Origin of the sequence: Rhodococcus sp. NPDC058639 (genome assembly GCF_042717545.1) — a bacterium.
In the GTDB taxonomy this organism is placed as follows: Bacteria; Actinomycetota; Actinomycetes; order Mycobacteriales; family Mycobacteriaceae; genus Rhodococcus.
In genome coordinates, this window is record NZ_JBHXRF010000007.1 from 1 (window position 1) to 17888 (window position 17888).

The following is a 17888-nucleotide window of genomic DNA, read 5'->3' on the forward strand; positions in this document are numbered from 1 at the left end:
CGGGTGAGTTGTTGCCCGCTGAGCGGGCATTTTCCAACCCGGCTTTCACCGGTGCGGCGTCAGAACCTGCCGCCGCTCGACCCGCCGAAGCCGCCTCCGCCGCCCCCGAAGCCGCCGCCCCCGAAGCCGCCTCCGAAGCCACCGCCGTGGCCGCCGCCGCCGAGAACGCTGTTGATGAGGATGCCACCCAGCACAGCACCCGCGATGTTGCCGCCCGACGAACCGCCACCGCGCGGCGGGTTGCGACGTTCCCACGACTCGACGTCCCGGCGTGCAGCGCTCAGGGCGCGGGCCGCGAGGGCCGAGGCTGTCTGGGCGTGCTGCAGGGCCTGGGCTGCATCTGTCGACGCGAGGTGCCGCGCCGCGTCCAGATGGCGCTGCGCCTCCGACAGTCTCGTGCGTGCCTCCGCGCCGACGACGCCGCGTCGCGTGCCGATGAAATCGGATGCGGCGGTGACCTGCGCCTGGGCGGCGGTCAGATCCTGTTCGAGCCGCCGACGGGCGCGCGCTTCCTCCTCTTGCGCCTCACGGGTCTGCGCCCGCAGCGCATCGAGCCGCGCGTCGGTTTCCACGACCCGCGTGAAACTTCCCAGCGGGTCGGTGTGCTGCGCGGCCCGTGCATGCTCGAGTGCCTCCTGGGCGGCCCTACGGGCTTCCGCCAGTTCCGGGCCACCCGCCGCCACGAGCCGTTCGGCGTCGGCAATGCCCTGTGCCGCATCTTCCATGGCAGCCGGAAGAGTCGCGATGGCGTGGCGGATGTCCTCCGCGGCGTGCTCGACACCGTCGAGGAGCGTTGCCGCGTGTCCGAGGGCGCGTTCGGAATCCCGGATCGCACGAACCGCGTCACCTTGCTCGCCCGCCGGGCGCGACACCGCGACGCGGCCCTGATCGATGGCCTTCTCGGCGTACTCGATCTCCTCGAGCGCGAGCGACACGTTGTCCTTGACGGGCGCGAGCGCCTCAGAAGGGAACTCCCCGGTCAGCTGCGCGAGCGCGGCCTCGCCCTGCGGGATACGCGTCCGCAGGCCGATGGCGCGCTGTGTCAGTGCATCGAGCCGGTCGGGAGCGTCGAGCAGCAGGTCCCGCATGCGGTCGAACGCCTCCACCTGTGCGTCGAGCTCGCGGTCGGCCTGCCCGCACGACGAGACGAGCTGCACCAGCATTTCGCGCTGCTGCTGCGGGGTCTCGGGGATGTCGTCGTCGAGACGCTGCCGGATCTCGAACGCACTCGCCAGGGCGGCCTGCGCCTGCCGGTACGCCCGGTCGAACGGCTGTACTGCCGTGTCACCGAATTCACCGCGTGCGAGCTCGAGTGCTTCCGAACTCGAGCGCACCGCGTTGTCCGTCTCCACCAGTACCTTCTGGGCATGCAGCTCGAGACCCTCGAGCGGGAGCGCGGCCAGTGCGCCGGTATCGGCGGGGTCGATCGCCGCTGCGCGCGCGGCGGCCGTCTCGGCACGCTTGCGCTTGGACCGCCGCGAATATGCGTAGACGCCGCCGGCACCCGCGGCTATCACGCCGCCACCGACGAGCAGTGTCGTGGTGGGCGCGCTCGAGGGCGTCAACGCGGCGTCGAGACCGTCTGCCGCGGCGACGGCCGCGCCCGCCCAGTCACCGGTGCGCAGCGCGGGGGTGACGTCGTTCGAGCTGATGCGGTCGCGCTCCGACGCGCTGATGTCCGATCCCGACGGGGTCCACAGCGCGAACTCGCGGTCTTCGGTCGCGATCGCCAGCAGGGCCGTGTCCGGGCCGAAGTTGCTGGCCCGCGCGGTCGCCTGCGCCCAGGCGTCGTAGTTCTGGCCGTCGAAACTCGACACATACGTGACCCAGAGTTGCAGGCGGTGCTCGTCGTACAACGCGTCCGCCGCCTGCTGGATACGCGCGACGTCTTCGGCGTCGAGGACGCCCGCGGAGTCGCTGATCGGTGACTGGAGGCGCGAGGGCGGTTCTGCCGCCGCCGCTGCCGGCATCAACAGCCAGGCCGCTGCCGCCAGCAGGAGGGGCAACAGTGCGGGCACGATCTTTGCGGGATGTCGGCGTGGGGACGAGGCGTGGGGCATGCCTCCGAATCTAATCGTTCGAGGGAAGAAAGCGTGGTCGGCGCGTCATCGTGCTGTGTTCCGCGGCTGCACTGGCAGACTTGGGGGGTGAGTACCGCATCCCGCCCCCGGGTCCCCGCGCCACGCCGTGCCGAGGACGATCTCGGCCTGGGCGCCCGCGTCGCACGGTGGCTGAGGCGACTGGTGGTCGGTGTCCTGCTCGCCGCGATTCTCGTCGTCGGTGGAACCGCGATACGGGTGTGGCAGGTCGCCCGTATCGACGACAGGACGCCTGCCGACGCGATCGTCGTGCTCGGCGCCGCCCAGTACTCGGGAACACCGTCGTCGGTGTTCGAGGCTCGGCTCGAGCAGGCACTCAAGCTGTACGAGGCGGGAGTGTCGCCGAGGATCGTCACCGTCGGGGGTAAGCAGGAAGGCGACCTGTTCACCGAAGCGGCCGCGGGCAAGAACTATCTCGTGTCGAGGGGCGTGCCCGCGGAGTCGATCATCGCGGTGGAAGAAGGATCCGACACCCTGCTCAGCGTGGAAGCCGTGAGCAGGGACATGGACGAGCTGGGGCTGTCCTCAGCGGTCCTGGTGAGCGACCCGTGGCATTCGCTCCGCACCCGCACCATGGCTCGCGATTCGGGACTCGACGCATGGACCGCGCCCACCCGCCAGGGACCGGCGGTGTTCACCCGCAACTCCCAATTCCACGCGATCGCCCGGGAGACCGGCGCGCTGATCTGGTACCAGATCACCCACTTCTCCGCAGACTTCCCGTACACAGCCGAGCAGTGACATGCGGGTGGGTGACCGAGATGGTCAACGGCGAAGATATGGGTAGGCGAACATGTGAGTAGGGGTCGGGGGACGTACGGCCGGTGCGACGAAGGAAGGATCTCATGCAGGGCTACAGCGAGCACGATCTCGAGCGGCGTGTCGCCGAATCGCCGAAGCGCTCGGCGCTGATCGGCGCCGAACGTGCCGCCGCGGACCGCACCGCATTCGCGCGCGACCGCGCGCGGGTCCAGCACTCCGCTGCCTTGCGCAGGCTGGCCGACAAGACCCAGGTCGTCGGCCCTCGCGACGGTGACACTCCGCGCACCCGGCTCACGCACTCGATGGAAGTCGCGCAGATCGGCCGCAGCATCGCGGAGGGAATCGGCGCCGACGCCGACGTCGTGGACCTCGCGGGTCTCGCCCACGACATCGGGCACCCGCCGTACGGGCACAACGGAGAGCGCGCCCTGGACGCGGTGGCGGCGCCGTGCGGAGGATTCGAAGGCAACGCGCAGAACCTGCGCATCCTGACGTGCCTGGAGCCCAAGGTCCTCTATCCGGACGGCACGAGCGCCGGACTGAACCTCACCCGCGCCGCCCTCGACGCAACGCTCAAATACCCGTGGACGCGGCCGTCGCCGGGCGCGAAGTTCGGCGCCTACGACGATGACCTCGACGTGCTGACGTGGGTGCGGGAGGGCGCGCCGGACCGCCGCAAATGCCTCGAGGCGCAGATCATGGACTGGTCCGACGACGTTGCGTACTCGGTGCACGACGTCGAGGACGGCGTCATCGACGGCCGGATCGACCTGCGGGTACTCGGCGACGCGGATGCGGTTTCGGCCCTCATCGAACTCGGCATGCGCGAATTCTCCGATCTCGTCCCCGACGAACTCACCGAAGCGGCGAAACGACTGTCGGAGATGCCGGTGGTGATCGACGTCGGAACCTTCGACGGCACTCTGGCCAGTTCCGTCGCCCTCAAACGACTCACCAGCGAACTCGTCGGCCGGTACGCCACCGCGGCGATCCTCGGAACCCGGGAGGTCACCGGCGACCAACCCGTCACGAGATACGACGCCGACCTGGTGATTCCGCCCGTGGTCGCCGCCGAGGTGGCCCTGCTCAAGACGATGGCGCTGCAGTTCGTCATGTCCGATCGTGTGCACCGCACCCGGCAGGAGGCGCAGCGCGAGCGAATCCACCGCGTTGCGGAATGGCTGCTGAGGACCGCGCCGGTGGGCCTCGATCCGTTCTTCGCCGCGGCGTGGAAAGACGCACCCGACGACGCGGCCCGGGTGCGCGTGGTCGTCGATCAGATTGCGTCGTGCACCGAATCCCGGCTCGAGCGCATCGACCGGGACAGCCTCGCCGCGCAGGCCAGTTGGGGGTAGCGCCGCGACGCGTGACCACCGCTGCGGGCAGCGGCGGCGGAGCGGCTTAGAATCGACGTCGTGGCCGGCCGAATTTCAGACAGAGACATCGCGGCCATTCGCGACCGCGCCCGCATCGAAGACATCGTCGGTGAATACGTCGCGCTCAAGCGAGGCGGCGCCGACTCCCTGAAGGGTCTGTGTCCGTTCCACGACGAGAAGTCGCCGTCGTTCCACGTGCGGCCCAACCACGGGCACTTCCACTGCTTCGGGTGCGGCGAGGGCGGCGACGTCTACTCGTTCCTGCAGAAGATCGAACACGTCAGTTTCGTCGAAGCCGTCGAACAACTCGCCGAGCGCGTGGGCTACACCCTCAACTACGAAGGGGGCGGACCGTCGGTCCAGCGCGACCGCGGCACTCGCGCCCGTCTCGTCGCCGCGAACGCCGCCGCCCAGGAGTTCTACGCCGAGCAACTGCGCACCCCGGGTGCCCAGGCTGCGCGCGACTACCTCACCGAACGCAACTTCGACAGTGCCGCCGCCGAGACGTTCGGCTGCGGCTTCGCGCCCGCCGGATGGGACCTGCTCACCAAGCATCTCCTCGGTCGCGGGTTCGAGTTCGCCGAGCTCGAGGCGGCCGGACTGTCGCGGGAGGGGCGCCGCGGACCCATCGACCGGTTCCACCGGCGACTGTTGTGGCCGATCCGCAATCTCTCCGGTGACGTCATCGGGTTCGGGGCGCGACGGCTGTACGACGACGACCAGATCACCGCGAAGTACATGAACACGCCGGAGACGCAGCTGTACAAGAAGTCTCAGGTGCTGTTCGGGTTGGACCTCGCGAAGCGCGAGATCGCCAAATCACACCAGGCGGTGATCGTCGAGGGCTACACCGACGTCATGGCCATGCATCTGGCCGGCGTGAAGACCGCCGTGGCCGCGTGCGGAACCGCGTTCGGCGACGAGCACCTGGCCATGCTGCGCCGCCTGCTCATGGACGACAGCTATTTCCGCGGCGAGGTGATCTACACCTTCGACGGTGACGACGCCGGGCGCGCCGCCGCGATGAAGGCATTCGAGGGCGACCAGAAGACGGCGGCGAAGACCTACGTCGCGATCGCCCCCAAGGGGATGGATCCCTGTGAACTCCGGCAGGAGTCCGGTGACGGCGCTGTGCGCGATCTCGTCGCCCGCAGGACTCCGATGTTCGAGTTCGTGGTGAAATCTATTCTTTCCGAACACAATCTGGACAACGCGGAAGGAAGGGTCGAGGCGCTGCGCCGCTGTGTTCCGGTGGTCGCGCAGATCAAGGACCGCACCCTGCGCGACAACTACTCGGTGCAACTCGCGCACTGGGTGGGCTGGGACGACATTCCCGCGGTGCGACGCCGGGTGCAAGACGAAGCGCGGCGTGGTGCCCGCGCACCGGAAACGAAGCCCCGGGCCGGAGCCACCGTGGCACCTCAGGCGCCCGCGTCGGCGTTGCGTCGGCCCCGCCCGAACGACCCGTCCCTGTGGCCGCAACGCGACGCGCTCAAGGCCGCCCTCCAATACCCGGGTATCGCCGGAACCGTATTCGACTCACTGCCCAAGGAGACCTTCACCGATCCGGCGTACGCAGCGGTACGCACGGCGGTCGCTGCCGCCGGCGGTACCGGGTCGGGCATGGGTGGCGGCGAGTGGGTCGACGCGGTCGGCCGGGCAGCGAAGGACCCCGTCGCGCATTCGCTGGTGATGGAACTCGCAGTCGAGCCGATACCGGCCGAGGAAGACCGCATCCCGCGCTACATCGGCGGCGTGCTGGCACGCCTGCAAGAAGTGTGGGTAGGGGAGCAGGTCGCGGAACTGAAGTCGAAGTTGCAGCGGATCTCGCCCGCCACCGAATCGGACGAGTTCCACGCGCTGCTCGGCGACCTCATGGCGCTCGAGCAGTACCGGCGGAGCCTGCTCGACCAGGCCATCGGCGATACGAGTGGCGACGGCCTGGCCGGCTGAGCAGCTACTTCTTGAGCTGATCCCGCGGGATCATGATCGTCGTGTGCTCGTCGATCGGCTTCATCGGTTCGAGCTTCGGTTGTGGACTCAGCGAGTCGGCGAGCTTCTGTCGTCCCACCTCGATCGCCTTCTTCGTGACCGGGCTCCCCGCCACCGCCCTCGCGGTCTTGCTGATCTGCTCGTACCGGGCGCGACCCGCTTTGGTGCCGAGCACATAGCCCGCTGCGACTCCGACCAACAAACCCATCAATGTGCTGTCCTTCCACCCGTGGCTGCGCGTCTGTTCCATCCTGCCTGATCTTGGCCCGGACGCGCACTGTGCAGGCGATTTGGCACCGCGGCGGGTTGAGCGCTATGGTTTTCCACGCACCGGGGGAAACCGCGGAGCACCGCAGGACAATCCCCTGTAGCTCAATTGGCAGAGCATTCGACTGTTAATCGAACGGTTGCTGGTTCGAGTCCAGCCGGGGGAGCGCTTGAAATCCTCCCACCCATCGCGGGTGGGAGGATTTTTCGTTTGTGGCCTGGGGGGGCCTGGTCGGTGTGACGGTCGTGACATGGCTGGGTCACCCCGTCTCGATACGACGGCGCCACCCCAGGTACCATTCCGGAGCGCTGTCCGATGCGGGCAGTGTTCTGCGGCGACCCGTCGCCGCGGAGGGGCGGTAGCTCAGTCGGTTAGAGCCGTGGACTCATAATCCATTGGTCGCGGGTTCGAGCCCCGCCCGCCCCACATCAGACCGCGTCGAGGGCCGGTTGCTCGACGGCCTCGAAACCGTTCCCGTCCTGATCGCGGAACGTGAACATCGGTGGTACGCCGTCCCAGAGGAGCAGTTCACCGACGACGACGTCGCGCTCCTGTAGTTGCGTGTGCAGCGCCGCGGCATCGGACGTGGTGAGCCTGATTCCGGTTTCGATGCCCGCAGGAATACCGTCGCCGGCGGGGACCAGCGCGATCGTTGTGCGGGCATCCGGTGGCGCGACGATGATCCAGCGACCCCCGAGTTGTTCGAGCGGTACGTCCATTCGTGTCTCGAAGCCGAGTGTGTCGACGTAGAACGCGAGTGCGCGGTCTTGGTCGGTGACGGGTACTCCGATCGTCATCACGTCGATGAATGCGCTCCCGGTCTCTTCCATGATCAGGTCCTTCATCTCGGAAACGGTGTCGAGTGGGTCGACTCGTCGCCCCGGTGGAACTCATCGCCCGGCGAGCCGGGCACCGGAAGCAACTACCGGCGCTGTTCCCACTGGGCTCGGGTGAGGGCGTACTCGACGTCACCGTGTTCGGATCCTTCGATCGACTCCGCCCAGTCCCCGGTGAAGCTCCGTACGAACAGCAGACCTGCCTTTTCCAGCACGCGCCGGGAGCGCGTGTTGACCGCCATCGTGTTCGCGGTGACCCGCTCCACTCCGAGGTCGGTGAACCCCTTGCCGATCAGAGCCCGCGATACCTCCGTGGCAAGGCCCTTGCCCCAGGCGGCCTTGTTCAGTCGGTAGCCGAGTTCGACTACGGCTGGGTGGTGGTCATCCAGGGGACGGAACTCGAACCAGCCCAGGAAAATTCCGGTGGCCTTCTCTTCAGCTGCCCAGTACCCGCGGGTGCCGAAGCACGGATATTCGTGCAGGAGCCGTGGCAGTGTCTGCGTTCGGACAACTTCGAGGCTCACGGCGCGGCCCCCGTTGATGAAGCGCATGACGTCGGGGTCGTTATCGAGTGCCACGAGGTCTTCGACATCGGTGCCGGCGAAGGGGCGCAGCACGAGCCGTCCGGTTTCCAGGAAGACATCCATGTCCGCGATCCTCACACGGACGGCTGTGCCTGTTACCGGTTACGCGGACCTGCCCCGGATTGCAGGAGCTTGTTCTCCGCAGCACGTTCCGCGGATCAACAGTCCGTGGGTTCGTGACTCGTGCGCGACCGTCAATCGAGGCAGAACTCGTTACCTTCGGGATCGGTCATCACGATGTGCCCGGCGTCGAGCGGGGGAGCGGGCTCGTGGCGTCGAACCCGCTCGGCTCCGCGGGCCACGAGACGCTCGGCTTCTTTCTCCAAGAGCGCCATTCGGGCGTCGCCGTCCGTGTCGGGCGCGGCTCGAACGTCGAGATGCACGCGGTTCTTGGCCTGTTTTCCTTCCGGAACTCGTTGGAAGAACAGTCGTGGTCCGGCCACCTCGGGATCGACGACAGCGGACGCGTCGTTGCGGTGTTCCGGTGGCACTCCCATTGCCTCGAGTGCTTCCTCCCAGGACGTGAAACCCGGGGGCGGGGCCTGCACCTCGTAGCTGAGGACGTCGGCCCAGAACTGGGCGAGCTTTGCGGGATCACCGCAGTCGAACGTGATCTGGATGTCGCGGGCCATGTCAGCCCACCTCCTGTCGAGTCGAACGGCGGGTGTGCAGATAGAGGTCGCGGAGCAGGCACATTTCCGAGAGGTGATGGATCAGCTCGCGGTTGATGTGCAGAACCAGGGTCGCCATCGGGTAGTCGGCGTACGGACCCTCCGCCTCCCCGCAGGGGCGGAACAATCCCTCTTCACCGAGCGATTCGACACCGGCGACCCAGGTCGCGTATTCCGCGTCGAGTTGGGCGAGCGCTTCGTCTGCGGTCGCGGCGTACTCGAACGAGGCGTAGTCGGTGGGTGCCCGTCCGAAATGCGACGCGTTGCGCATCGCGAGTACTCCCACAACGACGTGGCCGAGGCGCCACGCAATCGTCGTGAACGGTGGCGGGTCCGGTTCCGGGAATGCGAAATCGATCGTCATGGCACCGCTGCCGGCCTGCACGGGTGCGGTACCGGTGCCTCGCGGGCGCACGTTCCAGCAGTCGGGAGTGGGTTCCCAGAAGTACTCAGCGTCGGTGAGTCCGTCGAGGCGAGTGCGTGCCGGGGTGGCGAACTGGTCTCGTAAGAGCGAATTCCAGTGTCGGTCCGTCATGGGTACAAGCGTCCCCCACATTCCGGACAGGATCGTTCCGTGATCGTGCGACGATGGAAGTCGTGACCGTCGAGGCGACGACCGAACGGGTGTTGCGGTTGCTGGCACTGCTGCAGAGCCGGCCGTCCTGGACTGCCGCGGACCTCGCGGTGGAACTGAGGGTGACCGATCGTTCGGTGCGCCGCGACGTGGAGCGATTACGGACACTGGGATATCCCGTGCGTGCGACCGCGGGCGTCGGCGGCGGTTATCAACTCGGCGCCGGAACCCGTTTGCCTCCGTTGCTCTTTCACGACGAAGAGGCGATCGCGACAGCGGTCTCGTTGCGGCTGGCGTCGGGAAGCACGATCACCGGATCGGCCGAGGCATCGCTGCGGGCGCTTGCGAAACTGGACCAGGTCATGCCGCCGCGACTGCGGGCGGAGGTGCGGGCGGTGTACGGGGCGATGGAGACCCTGGTGGGGCCCGACATCGAGATCGACGCCGACACCCTGATGGTGCTCGCCCGGGCCTGCCGCGACGCGGTGCGGGTCCGCTTCCGCTACCCGGGCCGTGACGGCGACGACCGGGAACGCACGACCGAACCGGTGCGCTTGGTCGTGGCGGGGCACCGCTGGTATCTGATGGCCTGGGACGTCGACCGCGACGACTGGCGTACCTTCCGGCTCGACCGGATGGGCGACGTGACGGCGACGACCTGGCGGTTCCGCCCGAGGGACTACCCGGATCCGATTTCATATGTGCAACGCGCCGTCACGGAGGCGCCCTACCGATACCTCGCGAGGGTGCGGGTGCATGCCTCCGCCCACCGGGTCCGGGAACTGGTGCCGCCCCAGGTCGGCCGCGTCGACGACGAGCACGACGGTTGGTGTGTGCTCGTCGTCGGCGGGCAGGACCTGGATTGGCTTGCCATGCACGTCGCGCGATTGGGTTTCGAGGCAGTGGTCCTGGAGCCTCCCGAATTACGGGAGGCGGCGCGGATTCTCGCGCAGCGACTCTCGGCGATGGCGACTGCTCCGGAGTGAACCCGACCGGCAGAGTCGGTGGGCTCGGTGTGGTTCGCCCCTCAGTCGACACCACCGCGGATCCAGTTCTGGATCCGCCAGATCACGTTGTACAGATTCCACGGGGCGATGTCGTAGGTGTCCCACGCCTGGCCCACATAGGCGGTCCACTCGGGGATCCGGCCACAGCAAATCCGATGACCGAACACGGCGAACAGGGTGTTGCAGAGTGCAGCGCGCATCAGGCTTCTCCTGACTCGGGGCGGCCCCGGGCCGGGGCTAGCCTTGGTGCTGCGCGTTGTGCATGGACGTGACAGTACGCGGTGCCACCGACACGACAGGCGTCTGCCGGGCATCCCCGTACGATGCCCGGCAGACGCTGTCTGTGGATGTGCCGGCAGCCGTGACTCTTCCGGCTGCCGTTGTTCGCTATTCCGCTCGGTACTCCACGACGGGATCGCCGAGAGCGTCGGTGGTGGTGTACGCGGGGCCGAAGTACTCCTGAACACCGTTGGTGACCTGGTTGACCCGTGCGCCACCGGCACCGGAGTGGTCGTCCTCGGCGAACCGGAACGGCACGAGGTTCGGGCCCGTGAAGTCGCTCGACCGGATGGCCTCGACGATCGATTCGCGAGTGGGATTCTCACCCGCCGCTTCGAGCGCCTGAACGAACGTGTGCGCCATGGACATCCCGTAGACGACGTTGCCGTCGAATTCGGCCCCGTTGTTGTACTTGGTGTTGATCTCCCGGAACTTGGTGGTCCACTCGTCGTCTTCGCTGAAGTGCGACGGCAGGTAGTTGGTGCTGAGCAGTCCCTCCGCGAGCGGGGCTGCGTCACCGAGGGTCTTGGACAGGGTCAGGTAGTCGCCGCCCACCGAGGCGGTGGTCCACTGCGGCCGGAATCCGAGTCGGCCCGCGGTTCCGATCGCGAGGGCGGTGAAGCCGGGAATCGTTGCGAGCATGACGACCTCGCAGCCCGCGGCCTGGAGGGCGCCGATCTGCGGAGCGACGTTGGTGTTGCTGGTGGCGTAGAACTGTTTCTCGACCACCGCGTCGGCACCGACGATCTGCTCGACTCCCGCAAGGTAATCGCCACCGAGATCGTCGTCCTGCCCGAGGGTGCACACCTTCTTGCCGGGGAGGTTGTCCTTCACGTACTGCGCCATGATCTTGGCTTCGACGGTGTAGTCAGCATTGAACCCGAAGGTGTTGGGATACTTGTCGGGCTGATTCCAGATTCGGGAACCGGACGCGACGAACAAGTCCGGAACATTGTTGGTGTCCAGGAAGTCGAGCACGCCGGAATGGGTGGGCGTCCCCAGACCACCGAGTATCGCGAACACCCGGTCCTGCAGCACCAGCTCGCGCACGACCTGCTGGGTGTTGGACGGGTTGTAGCCGTCGTCGAGTGCCTTGTACTCGATGGTGCGACCGTTGACGCCGCCTTGTTCGTTGATGTAGTCGAAGTACGCCTGGGTGGCGGGAGGGATCTTCGAGTAACCGGCGGCGGCCGGTCCGGTCAGTGGCATGTGGGTGCCGACCAGCACCGAGGTGTCGGTGACACCGGTGGTGTCTCCTTCACCGGAGGCCCCTGTCGACGCGGTGGTGCCGCTGCCGCACGCGGCAAGCGTCACGGCCGTCGTCGCAACGAGAGCGACGAGGGAAAGTTGTTGTCGCCGACCTGTTTTCATATGTTGGCCTCTGCTTTCGGTGGGGTGGAGACGGAAGTGGAATCGGGACGGCCGTGTCGTGGCCCGCGGGTACCGGGCCGGAGACGACGAATCGCTGTACCGAACAGGCCTTGGAGACCTGCGGGGGCGAGCATCACGATGAGGATGACGGCGACGCCGAATACCGCGATCGCGAGGTTGCCGTCCAGACGTTCGGCGAGGGACGGGGACAGTTCGAGCGTGTCGGTGAGTGCGGCGACGAGCGCGGGGAGTACGACCAGGAGCACCGCACCCCACACAGCCCCGAGAAGAGAGCCGAGCCCGCCGATCACCACGCCCATCAGCAGGAACAATGAGAAGGTGACACCGAATGCGCCCGGGGACGCGCTCTGGGAGACCATGGCGAGCACACCGCCGCCGAGGCCGGCGGCACCGGCACTGACCACGAATGTGGTGATCTTGGTGCGGGCGACGTCGATACCCGCGAGGCGCGCGGCGATCTCGTCGTCGCGCACGGCCTGCATGCGGCGGCCGAAGTCTCCGGCAATGAGATTCGACAGGGCGAGCACGGTGAGGGCCGCGGCGACCACGGCGATCGTGGCCTGCCACTGTTCGACGGTGAACGCCGCTGCGATGCTGCTCGGCGGTCCCTCCACATACGCCCACAGGCCTTGGTCGCCGCCGAGCACACTGGAGAAGGTGGTGGTGATCGACGGGATCACGACAACCAGCGCGAGCGTCAAGCCGGCCAGGTAGGGGCCGTGAAGCCGTGCGGCGGCCGCCCCGACGACGACCCCGACCACGGAGGTTACGAGCACGGCAGCGACGAGCGGCACGAGCAGCACCGAAATCCCGGTGACCCCGGCGTCGCCCATTGCGTTGGAGGTCAGCGCGAACGAGTATGCCCCGCAGGCCATCAGCGCTCCGTGCCCCAGCGAGAGCTGACCGTTGCGACCGATGAGCACTGTCAGTCCGGCTGTCGCGCACAGATATGCCGCGATGGTGGCCAACTGGTAGTTCCGGAAGGGGGGTAGTACGAAGATGATCACGATGACGGCGGCGGTGATACCGGCCACCACCGCGGCGCGCACGGCGAACGAATCGAAGCGGGAAGTGTGCATGGTCAGACCTGCCTGGCGGCGACGCCGGAGAAAATGCCTTGGGGCCGCAGCAGAAGCACCGCCAGCAGCATCAGAAGTACCGCGATCGGCGCGATGCTTCCACTGAGGTAGCCGCTGACGAAGCTCAGCAGCAACCCTGTCGCGAGCCCGCCGAGCACCGCGCCCACCGGGCTGTCCAATCCGCCGATCACCGCTGCGGTGAAGGCGAAGATGAATACGAGATCGACTGCGTGCGGGTTGAGCCCGAGTTCGGTAGGTACGACGAGCAGAGCCGCGAGCCCGCCGACAGCGCCGGCCAGAGCCCACCCGAGGGTGAGCATCGCCGAGACCTTCACCCCCAGCAGTCGCGACACGTCCGGAGCGAACGCCGACGCCCGCATCTTCAGTCCGAGATCGGTACGGGTGAACAGCAGGGCGAGGCCGATGACCACCACCCCCACCGCAGCGAAGACGAACACGTCGTACGGAGACAGCAGCGGAACCGTCCCGACCCGCAGGGGGTCGCGGCTGAACGGCAACTGCATGGGACGGAAGTCGTTGCCGTAGATCATGCCGAGCACGGCGTGGATCACCATCACGAGGCCCAGCGCGACGATCACCGCGGCCAGTGGGCGGCTGTGATCGAGACGGCGGATCAGCACTCGCTCGACGAGGGCACCCAAGAGGAAGCCGCTCACGACCGCGGCGAGCAGTCCGTACCAGTACGAACCGGTCGCCGACGTCACCGAATAGGCGATGTAGGTGGTGGCCGCAGCCATCGCGCCCTGCGCGAAGTTGATCACGCGGGTACCGCGCCAGATCAGCACGAGCGCGAGTGCGAACGCTGCGAAGACGGCACCGCGCGCGAGACCGTCCACGGTGAGAAACAGGAATCTGTCCATCGGTTGCTCCTCAGAAGCCCAGGTACGCGGTGCGGAAGTCGCTGTCCATGACGAGTTCCGCAGCCGAGGTGGCGACGACGACGCGGCCCAGTGCCAGCACGATCGCCTGATCGGCGATCGGAAGTGCACTGTGAACGTTCTGCTCGACGAGGACCACCGTCAGGCCGGTGCGGTCCCGCAGGTCGCGCAGGACCGACATGATCAGGTCGACGATGCGCGGTGCGAGACCGAGTGAGGGTTCGTCGAGCAGAAGCAGCGAGGGCCGCGCGACCAGGGCCCGGCCGATCGCGAGCATCTGCCGTTCGCCGCCGGAGAGTTGATGGCCGCTGCTGGTCCGCCGCCGGGCGAGGGGCTCGAACATCTCGTACATCTCGGCAATGGCGCGTTTGGTGTCGGCGCGATCCTTGCGCCACAGCCCGCCGAGACGAAGGTTCTCCTCGACGGTCAGTTCACCGATCACGCCGCGCCCCTCGGGCACGTGGGCCACCCCGTGGTGCACGAGTTTCTCCGTCGGGACACCGAGCACGGGCGTCCCCGACACGCTGATCGAACCCTGAACCGCCGGCAGCATTCCCGACAGTGCCCGCAGCAAGGTGGTTTTCCCGGCGCCGTTGGCGCCGACGACAGCGGCGATGGTGCCGGACGGGACGTCGAAGCTCACCTCGTGCAGAACCGGTACGGGACCGTATCCGCCCGTGAGGTTTTCGATCCGGAGCAAAGGAGCGGTCACGCTGCCTCTTTTCCGCCGAGGTAGGCCGCCGCGACCAGTGGATCGGCACGGATCTCGTCGGGGGTTCCCGCGGCGATCACCTTGCCGAAGTCGAGCACCACGATGTGGTCGCACACCGACATGATCAGGTCGACGTTGTGTTCGACGAGCATCACCGAACGCGATCCGTCGCCGCGCGAAGGCAGTCGGCGGATCAGGGCCCCCAACTCCTCGATGTCACTGCTGTCGAGACCGCCTGCCGGTTCGTCGAGAAGAAGCAATGTCGGATCCGAGATCAGAGCGCGAGCGAGCGCGACCTTCTTGGCGACCGCGTACGGGAGCGCCGGTGGGAGTGCCTGTGCGTACTCTCCGATCCCGAACTCGTCGAGGAGTGTCGCGGCGGAACTCCGGGCGGTGCGCTGGGTGCGGGCGCCGTACGGCAACCCCAGCAGGCTCGTGACGAACGGTGCGCGGTGTGACACCGACGCTCCTGCGGCGACGTTTTCGAGAACGGTGAGCCCGCCGAAGAGCCCGAGTCCCTGCAGGGTGCGCGCCACCCCGTGCCGGACGAGGCGATGTGGGGCGGGGCGTACCGGCCGGCCGTCGAGGGTCAAGGTCCCGGCGCGTGGGCGCAGGAACCCGCAGACGACGTTGAACAACGTCGTCTTGCCTGCGCCGTTCGGTCCCATGACGCCGACGACCGAGCCGGCCGGGACCTGGAGCGACACGTTCTCGAGTGCGACGAGGCCACCGAAACGGACCTCGATGCCGTCGAGGCGGAGCCGGTCCGGAGGTTCACTCGGGGTAACGATTGATTGCACAGCGGGTGCACTTTCTCTCGGGCCTTCTCCGGGCTTTCGGGCGTTCTGCCGGGTCTCGATGAGATCGACGTCACTTTTCAGCGACAGGTTACAACACTGCGAGTGTATGTTCCTACTGTCCTGATGGATCGTTTTCGAAAGAGGAGTCGTGACGGTGGTCGTACCCATCGCCGGGACCCCGGGCCGGCTCGAGGGCCGGGTCGCGGTAGTGACCGGAAGCAGTCGGGGAATCGGATTCGGAATTGCCGAACGTCTCGTGGCGGAGGGCGCACGGGTGGTGCTCACGGCGCGCTCGCAGGAGCCGCTCGCAGAGGCGGTTGCGGCACTCGGAACCGATGTCGCGTGCGGCGTGGCCGGCAAGGTGCACGATCCCGCGCATCGGGACGAAACGATCGCCGCGGCTGTCGACCGCTTCGGCAGAGTCGACATCCTCGTCAATAACGCCGGTACCAACCCCGTCTACGGGCCCTTGTCCGATCTCGACCTCGACGCCGCCCGCAAGATCCTCGAGGTGAACGTGCTCGGTGCCCTGTCGTGGACGCAGCGCTTCGCCGGGGAGGCCACCGAAGGTGGTGCGGTCGTGAACATCTCGTCGGTGTCCGCGTTTTCCCATGCGCCGGGGATCGCGTTCTACGGCGTCAGCAAGGCGGCGCTCAACCAGCTCACCCGGTCTCTCGCGGCCGAACTCGGACCGGCCATCCGCGTCAACGCCGTCGCACCCGCGGTCGTGAAGACGCGGTTCGCGGCCGCGCTCTACGAGGGACGGGAAGAGCAGGTCGCGGCGCGGTATCCGATGCAACGGCTCGGCGTGCCGTCGGATGTGGCGTCGGCGGTCGCGTACCTCGTGTCGGACGACGCATCCTGGGTCACCGGCCAGGTGTTGTCGGTCGACGGTGGCGGGCTCACGGTCCCGTCCGCATGAGAGTCGGTGCGCAACGCTCCGTGCGGACGGGAAGCACCCTCGTAGGCACTGGCAGAATGCAGCACAGCAGTACACGAACGACGCAAGTGAGGAATCGGTGGTGACCAGCACCTCGGACGGGCGGACCGCACGCGGGGAGCGCACCCGGCGCGCCGTGATCGACGCGCATATCGCTCTGATCGAGGCGGGAGAACTCAAGCCCACCGGCGCGCAGATCGCCGAGCACGCGGGTATTTCCCTGCGCTCGCTGTGGGCCAACTTCAGCGATCTGGAAACGCTGTTCGGAACCACCGGTGCCGAACTCCTCAGTCGCCAGGACGCGCTGTTCGTACCGGTGCCGCCCGACCTCGACGTTCCCCAACGGGTGGACAAGTTCTGCGCGCAGCGCGCGAGACTGCTCGAGTTCATTGCTCCGTACGCGCGCGCGGCGGGGTTGCGGGAGCCGTTCTCGCGGGAACTCCGGACCAATCGCCTGCGGCACATCGGACGCGTCACGGACGAAATCGAGGTGCTGTTCGCCCGAGAACTGTCGCCCCTTCTGCCGGCGCGCCGTACGCAGGCGGTCCAGGCGCTCGGAATCGCCAGTACATGGGCATCGTGGTCGGTACTGCGAGACGAATACGACCTTGCTGTTCCCGACGCCACGGCCGTGATGCGCCAGACGGTCGCCGCGCTCCTGGCCGCCGCCGTGCACGCGTCTCTCGGATAGCGAGGAACGCGGACGGCGCGTCGGTGTCACTCGAGCAGCGACGCGACAACCTGATCCGCCGCGTTGCGATGCCCGGCGGCGTTGGGATGCAGCGGGATCGCTTCGGCGACGGGCGACAAGCCTTCCATCCACCGCTCGTCGGGATCGGCGCACACATCGTGCCCGACCGTCGATCCGGTCAGATCGACGAACTCGGCGCCCGATTCCTGCACCTGCTGACGCATGGCACCGTTCAACCGGTCCAGCTTGTTCTGGAGATAGGTCGCGTCCTCGGGCCACAACCGCTGCTCCGGGAAGCACCCGCCGTCCCGGACAGCCGTGGGATAGCCGACGAAGACGATCTTCGCGTCCGGGGAGCGTTGCCGGATCTCCGCGGTGATCGTTTCGTAGCGGGGGACGAAGGCGTCGATCGCAGCGTCGACGCGGTCGGCGCCGCCGGCGGTGTTCGTCACCGCACAGGACTGCCCGTTGGGGGGTGGTAGCAGGTTGATGCAGCCCGCGGCGAGTTGGACGAGTCCGATGTCGTTGCCACCGATGCCCACGGTCACCAGGTCGGTGTCCGGCGTCAGAGCCTCGTACTGGGGCGGGACGCCCACGCCGCGGAACGTCGCCTGGGATTCCGTCAGATCGCCGCTGACCGCACCCCCGCACGAGACGTCGACGAAACGAGAGACATTCAGTACCTCTGCGACCAGGGTCGGATAGTTGCTGCCCGAGCGTCCGCATTCCTCCGACACCGTGGGCGGAATACCGGGACCGGAGGTGAACGAATCCCCGAGCGCAACATACGAATCGTAGAGCGGAGTGGCCGACGCGGGTTGGGATGCGGGAATCCACGTGACCAAAACCGCTGTGGTGGCGATGGATCCGAGAATTCCAGCGAGAGCGATGCCTGTGCGCACGGGACGACTCCGGTGTTGTCGGCGG

At 67.5% G+C, this 17888-nt stretch carries 19 protein-coding genes and 2 tRNA genes; 8 read left to right on the forward strand and 13 right to left on the reverse strand.

Annotated elements, in window-relative coordinates:
- Positions 1 to 59: 59 nt before the first annotated feature.
- A complete protein-coding gene (locus tag ACFWU2_RS14675; protein ID WP_378607327.1) occupies positions 60 to 2060 on the reverse strand; it encodes a TPM domain-containing protein in 2001 nt (666 codons plus the stop codon).
- Between the two features lie 87 nt (positions 2061 to 2147).
- On the opposite strand from ACFWU2_RS14675, the gene ACFWU2_RS14680 reads away from it, so the two are divergent.
- The 3 genes from ACFWU2_RS14680 to dnaG all read left to right on the forward strand — a co-directional run bounded on the left by ACFWU2_RS14680 (position 2148) and on the right by dnaG (position 6190).
- Positions 2148 to 2840: a YdcF family protein gene (locus tag ACFWU2_RS14680; RefSeq protein WP_378607330.1), complete on the forward strand. Its 693-nt coding sequence runs from the start codon at positions 2148 to 2150 to the stop codon at positions 2838 to 2840.
- Positions 2841 to 2944: 104 nt separating this feature from the next.
- The gene (locus ACFWU2_RS14685) at positions 2945 to 4216 is read left to right on the forward strand and encodes a deoxyguanosinetriphosphate triphosphohydrolase (RefSeq protein WP_378607333.1); all 1272 of its coding nucleotides are present in this window, start codon (positions 2945 to 2947) and stop codon (positions 4214 to 4216) included.
- A gap of 60 nt (positions 4217 to 4276) precedes the next feature.
- Positions 4277 to 6190 carry a DNA primase gene (dnaG, locus tag ACFWU2_RS14690; RefSeq protein ID WP_378607336.1) on the forward strand — a complete coding sequence of 638 codons (1914 nt, stop codon included), beginning with the start codon at positions 4277 to 4279 and terminating at the stop codon, positions 6188 to 6190.
- A 4-nt stretch (positions 6191 to 6194) separates the two neighbouring features.
- Here the strand turns inward: dnaG and ACFWU2_RS14695 are convergent, their stop codons facing one another.
- Positions 6195 to 6440: a hypothetical protein gene (locus ACFWU2_RS14695; protein ID WP_206036732.1), complete on the reverse strand. Its 246-nt coding sequence runs from the start codon at positions 6438 to 6440 to the stop codon at positions 6195 to 6197.
- A gap of 150 nt (positions 6441 to 6590) precedes the next feature.
- Here ACFWU2_RS14695 and ACFWU2_RS14700 point away from each other — a divergent pair.
- Positions 6591 to 6663: transfer RNA gene (locus ACFWU2_RS14700), tRNA-Asn, on the forward strand.
- 186 nt (positions 6664 to 6849) lie between these two features.
- Positions 6850 to 6923 (forward strand) — tRNA-Ile (locus ACFWU2_RS14705).
- A 2-nt stretch (positions 6924 to 6925) separates the two neighbouring features.
- On the opposite strand, the gene ACFWU2_RS14710 is transcribed toward ACFWU2_RS14705, so the two are convergent.
- From ACFWU2_RS14710 to ACFWU2_RS14725, 4 genes are all read right to left on the reverse strand, one after another.
- A complete protein-coding gene (locus ACFWU2_RS14710) occupies positions 6926 to 7342 on the reverse strand; it encodes a VOC family protein (protein ID WP_378607339.1) in 417 nt (138 codons plus the stop codon).
- 77 nt (positions 7343 to 7419) lie between these two features.
- Positions 7420 to 7980 (reverse strand): GNAT family N-acetyltransferase, encoded by a 561-nt coding sequence (locus ACFWU2_RS14715; RefSeq protein ID WP_378607342.1) that lies wholly within the window; start codon positions 7978 to 7980, stop codon positions 7420 to 7422.
- Between the two features lie 131 nt (positions 7981 to 8111).
- Complete coding sequence (locus tag ACFWU2_RS14720) at positions 8112 to 8549, reverse strand: VOC family protein (RefSeq protein WP_378607345.1); 438 nt, start codon at positions 8547 to 8549, stop codon at positions 8112 to 8114.
- A gap of 1 nt (position 8550) precedes the next feature.
- A complete protein-coding gene (locus tag ACFWU2_RS14725; RefSeq protein ID WP_378607348.1) occupies positions 8551 to 9123 on the reverse strand; it encodes a DinB family protein in 573 nt (190 codons plus the stop codon).
- A gap of 62 nt (positions 9124 to 9185) precedes the next feature.
- Here ACFWU2_RS14725 and ACFWU2_RS14730 point away from each other — a divergent pair, with 62 nt between their 5' ends.
- Complete coding sequence (locus ACFWU2_RS14730; protein WP_378608029.1) at positions 9186 to 10148, forward strand: helix-turn-helix transcriptional regulator; 963 nt, start codon at positions 9186 to 9188, stop codon at positions 10146 to 10148.
- A gap of 41 nt (positions 10149 to 10189) precedes the next feature.
- On the opposite strand, the gene ACFWU2_RS14735 is transcribed toward ACFWU2_RS14730, so the two are convergent.
- The 6 genes from ACFWU2_RS14735 to ACFWU2_RS14760 form a co-directional block, all read right to left on the reverse strand.
- Complete coding sequence (locus ACFWU2_RS14735; protein ID WP_378607351.1) at positions 10190 to 10369, reverse strand: hypothetical protein; 180 nt, start codon at positions 10367 to 10369, stop codon at positions 10190 to 10192.
- 187 nt (positions 10370 to 10556) lie between these two features.
- Complete coding sequence (locus ACFWU2_RS14740) at positions 10557 to 11819, reverse strand: ABC transporter substrate-binding protein (protein WP_378607354.1); 1263 nt, start codon at positions 11817 to 11819, stop codon at positions 10557 to 10559.
- Entirely contained in the window at positions 11816 to 12919 is a 1104-nt protein-coding gene (locus ACFWU2_RS14745) for a branched-chain amino acid ABC transporter permease (protein ID WP_378607357.1), read from the reverse strand. The genes ACFWU2_RS14740 and ACFWU2_RS14745 overlap by 4 nt, the downstream gene beginning before the upstream one ends.
- 2 nt (positions 12920 to 12921) lie before the next feature.
- Positions 12922 to 13800 (reverse strand): branched-chain amino acid ABC transporter permease, encoded by an 879-nt coding sequence (locus ACFWU2_RS14750; protein WP_169620264.1) that lies wholly within the window; start codon positions 13798 to 13800, stop codon positions 12922 to 12924.
- Positions 13801 to 13810: 10 nt separating this feature from the next.
- Entirely contained in the window at positions 13811 to 14530 is a 720-nt protein-coding gene (locus ACFWU2_RS14755) for an ABC transporter ATP-binding protein (RefSeq protein ID WP_378607360.1), read from the reverse strand.
- Positions 14527 to 15330 carry an ABC transporter ATP-binding protein gene (locus ACFWU2_RS14760; protein ID WP_378607363.1) on the reverse strand — a complete coding sequence of 268 codons (804 nt, stop codon included), beginning with the start codon at positions 15328 to 15330 and terminating at the stop codon, positions 14527 to 14529. Before ACFWU2_RS14760 ends, ACFWU2_RS14755 begins: the two co-directional genes overlap by 4 nt.
- Before the next feature lie 148 nt (positions 15331 to 15478).
- On the opposite strand from ACFWU2_RS14760, the gene ACFWU2_RS14765 reads away from it, so the two are divergent.
- Entirely contained in the window at positions 15479 to 16252 is a 774-nt protein-coding gene (locus tag ACFWU2_RS14765; RefSeq protein ID WP_378607366.1) for an SDR family oxidoreductase, read from the forward strand.
- 100 nt (positions 16253 to 16352) lie between these two features.
- Positions 16353 to 16961 carry a TetR/AcrR family transcriptional regulator gene (locus ACFWU2_RS14770; protein ID WP_378607369.1) on the forward strand — a complete coding sequence of 203 codons (609 nt, stop codon included), beginning with the start codon at positions 16353 to 16355 and terminating at the stop codon, positions 16959 to 16961.
- A gap of 26 nt (positions 16962 to 16987) precedes the next feature.
- On the opposite strand, the gene ACFWU2_RS14775 is transcribed toward ACFWU2_RS14770, so the two are convergent.
- Positions 16988 to 17863 carry an SGNH/GDSL hydrolase family protein gene (locus ACFWU2_RS14775; protein ID WP_378607372.1) on the reverse strand — a complete coding sequence of 292 codons (876 nt, stop codon included), beginning with the start codon at positions 17861 to 17863 and terminating at the stop codon, positions 16988 to 16990.
- Positions 17864 to 17888: the final 25 nt, after the last annotated feature.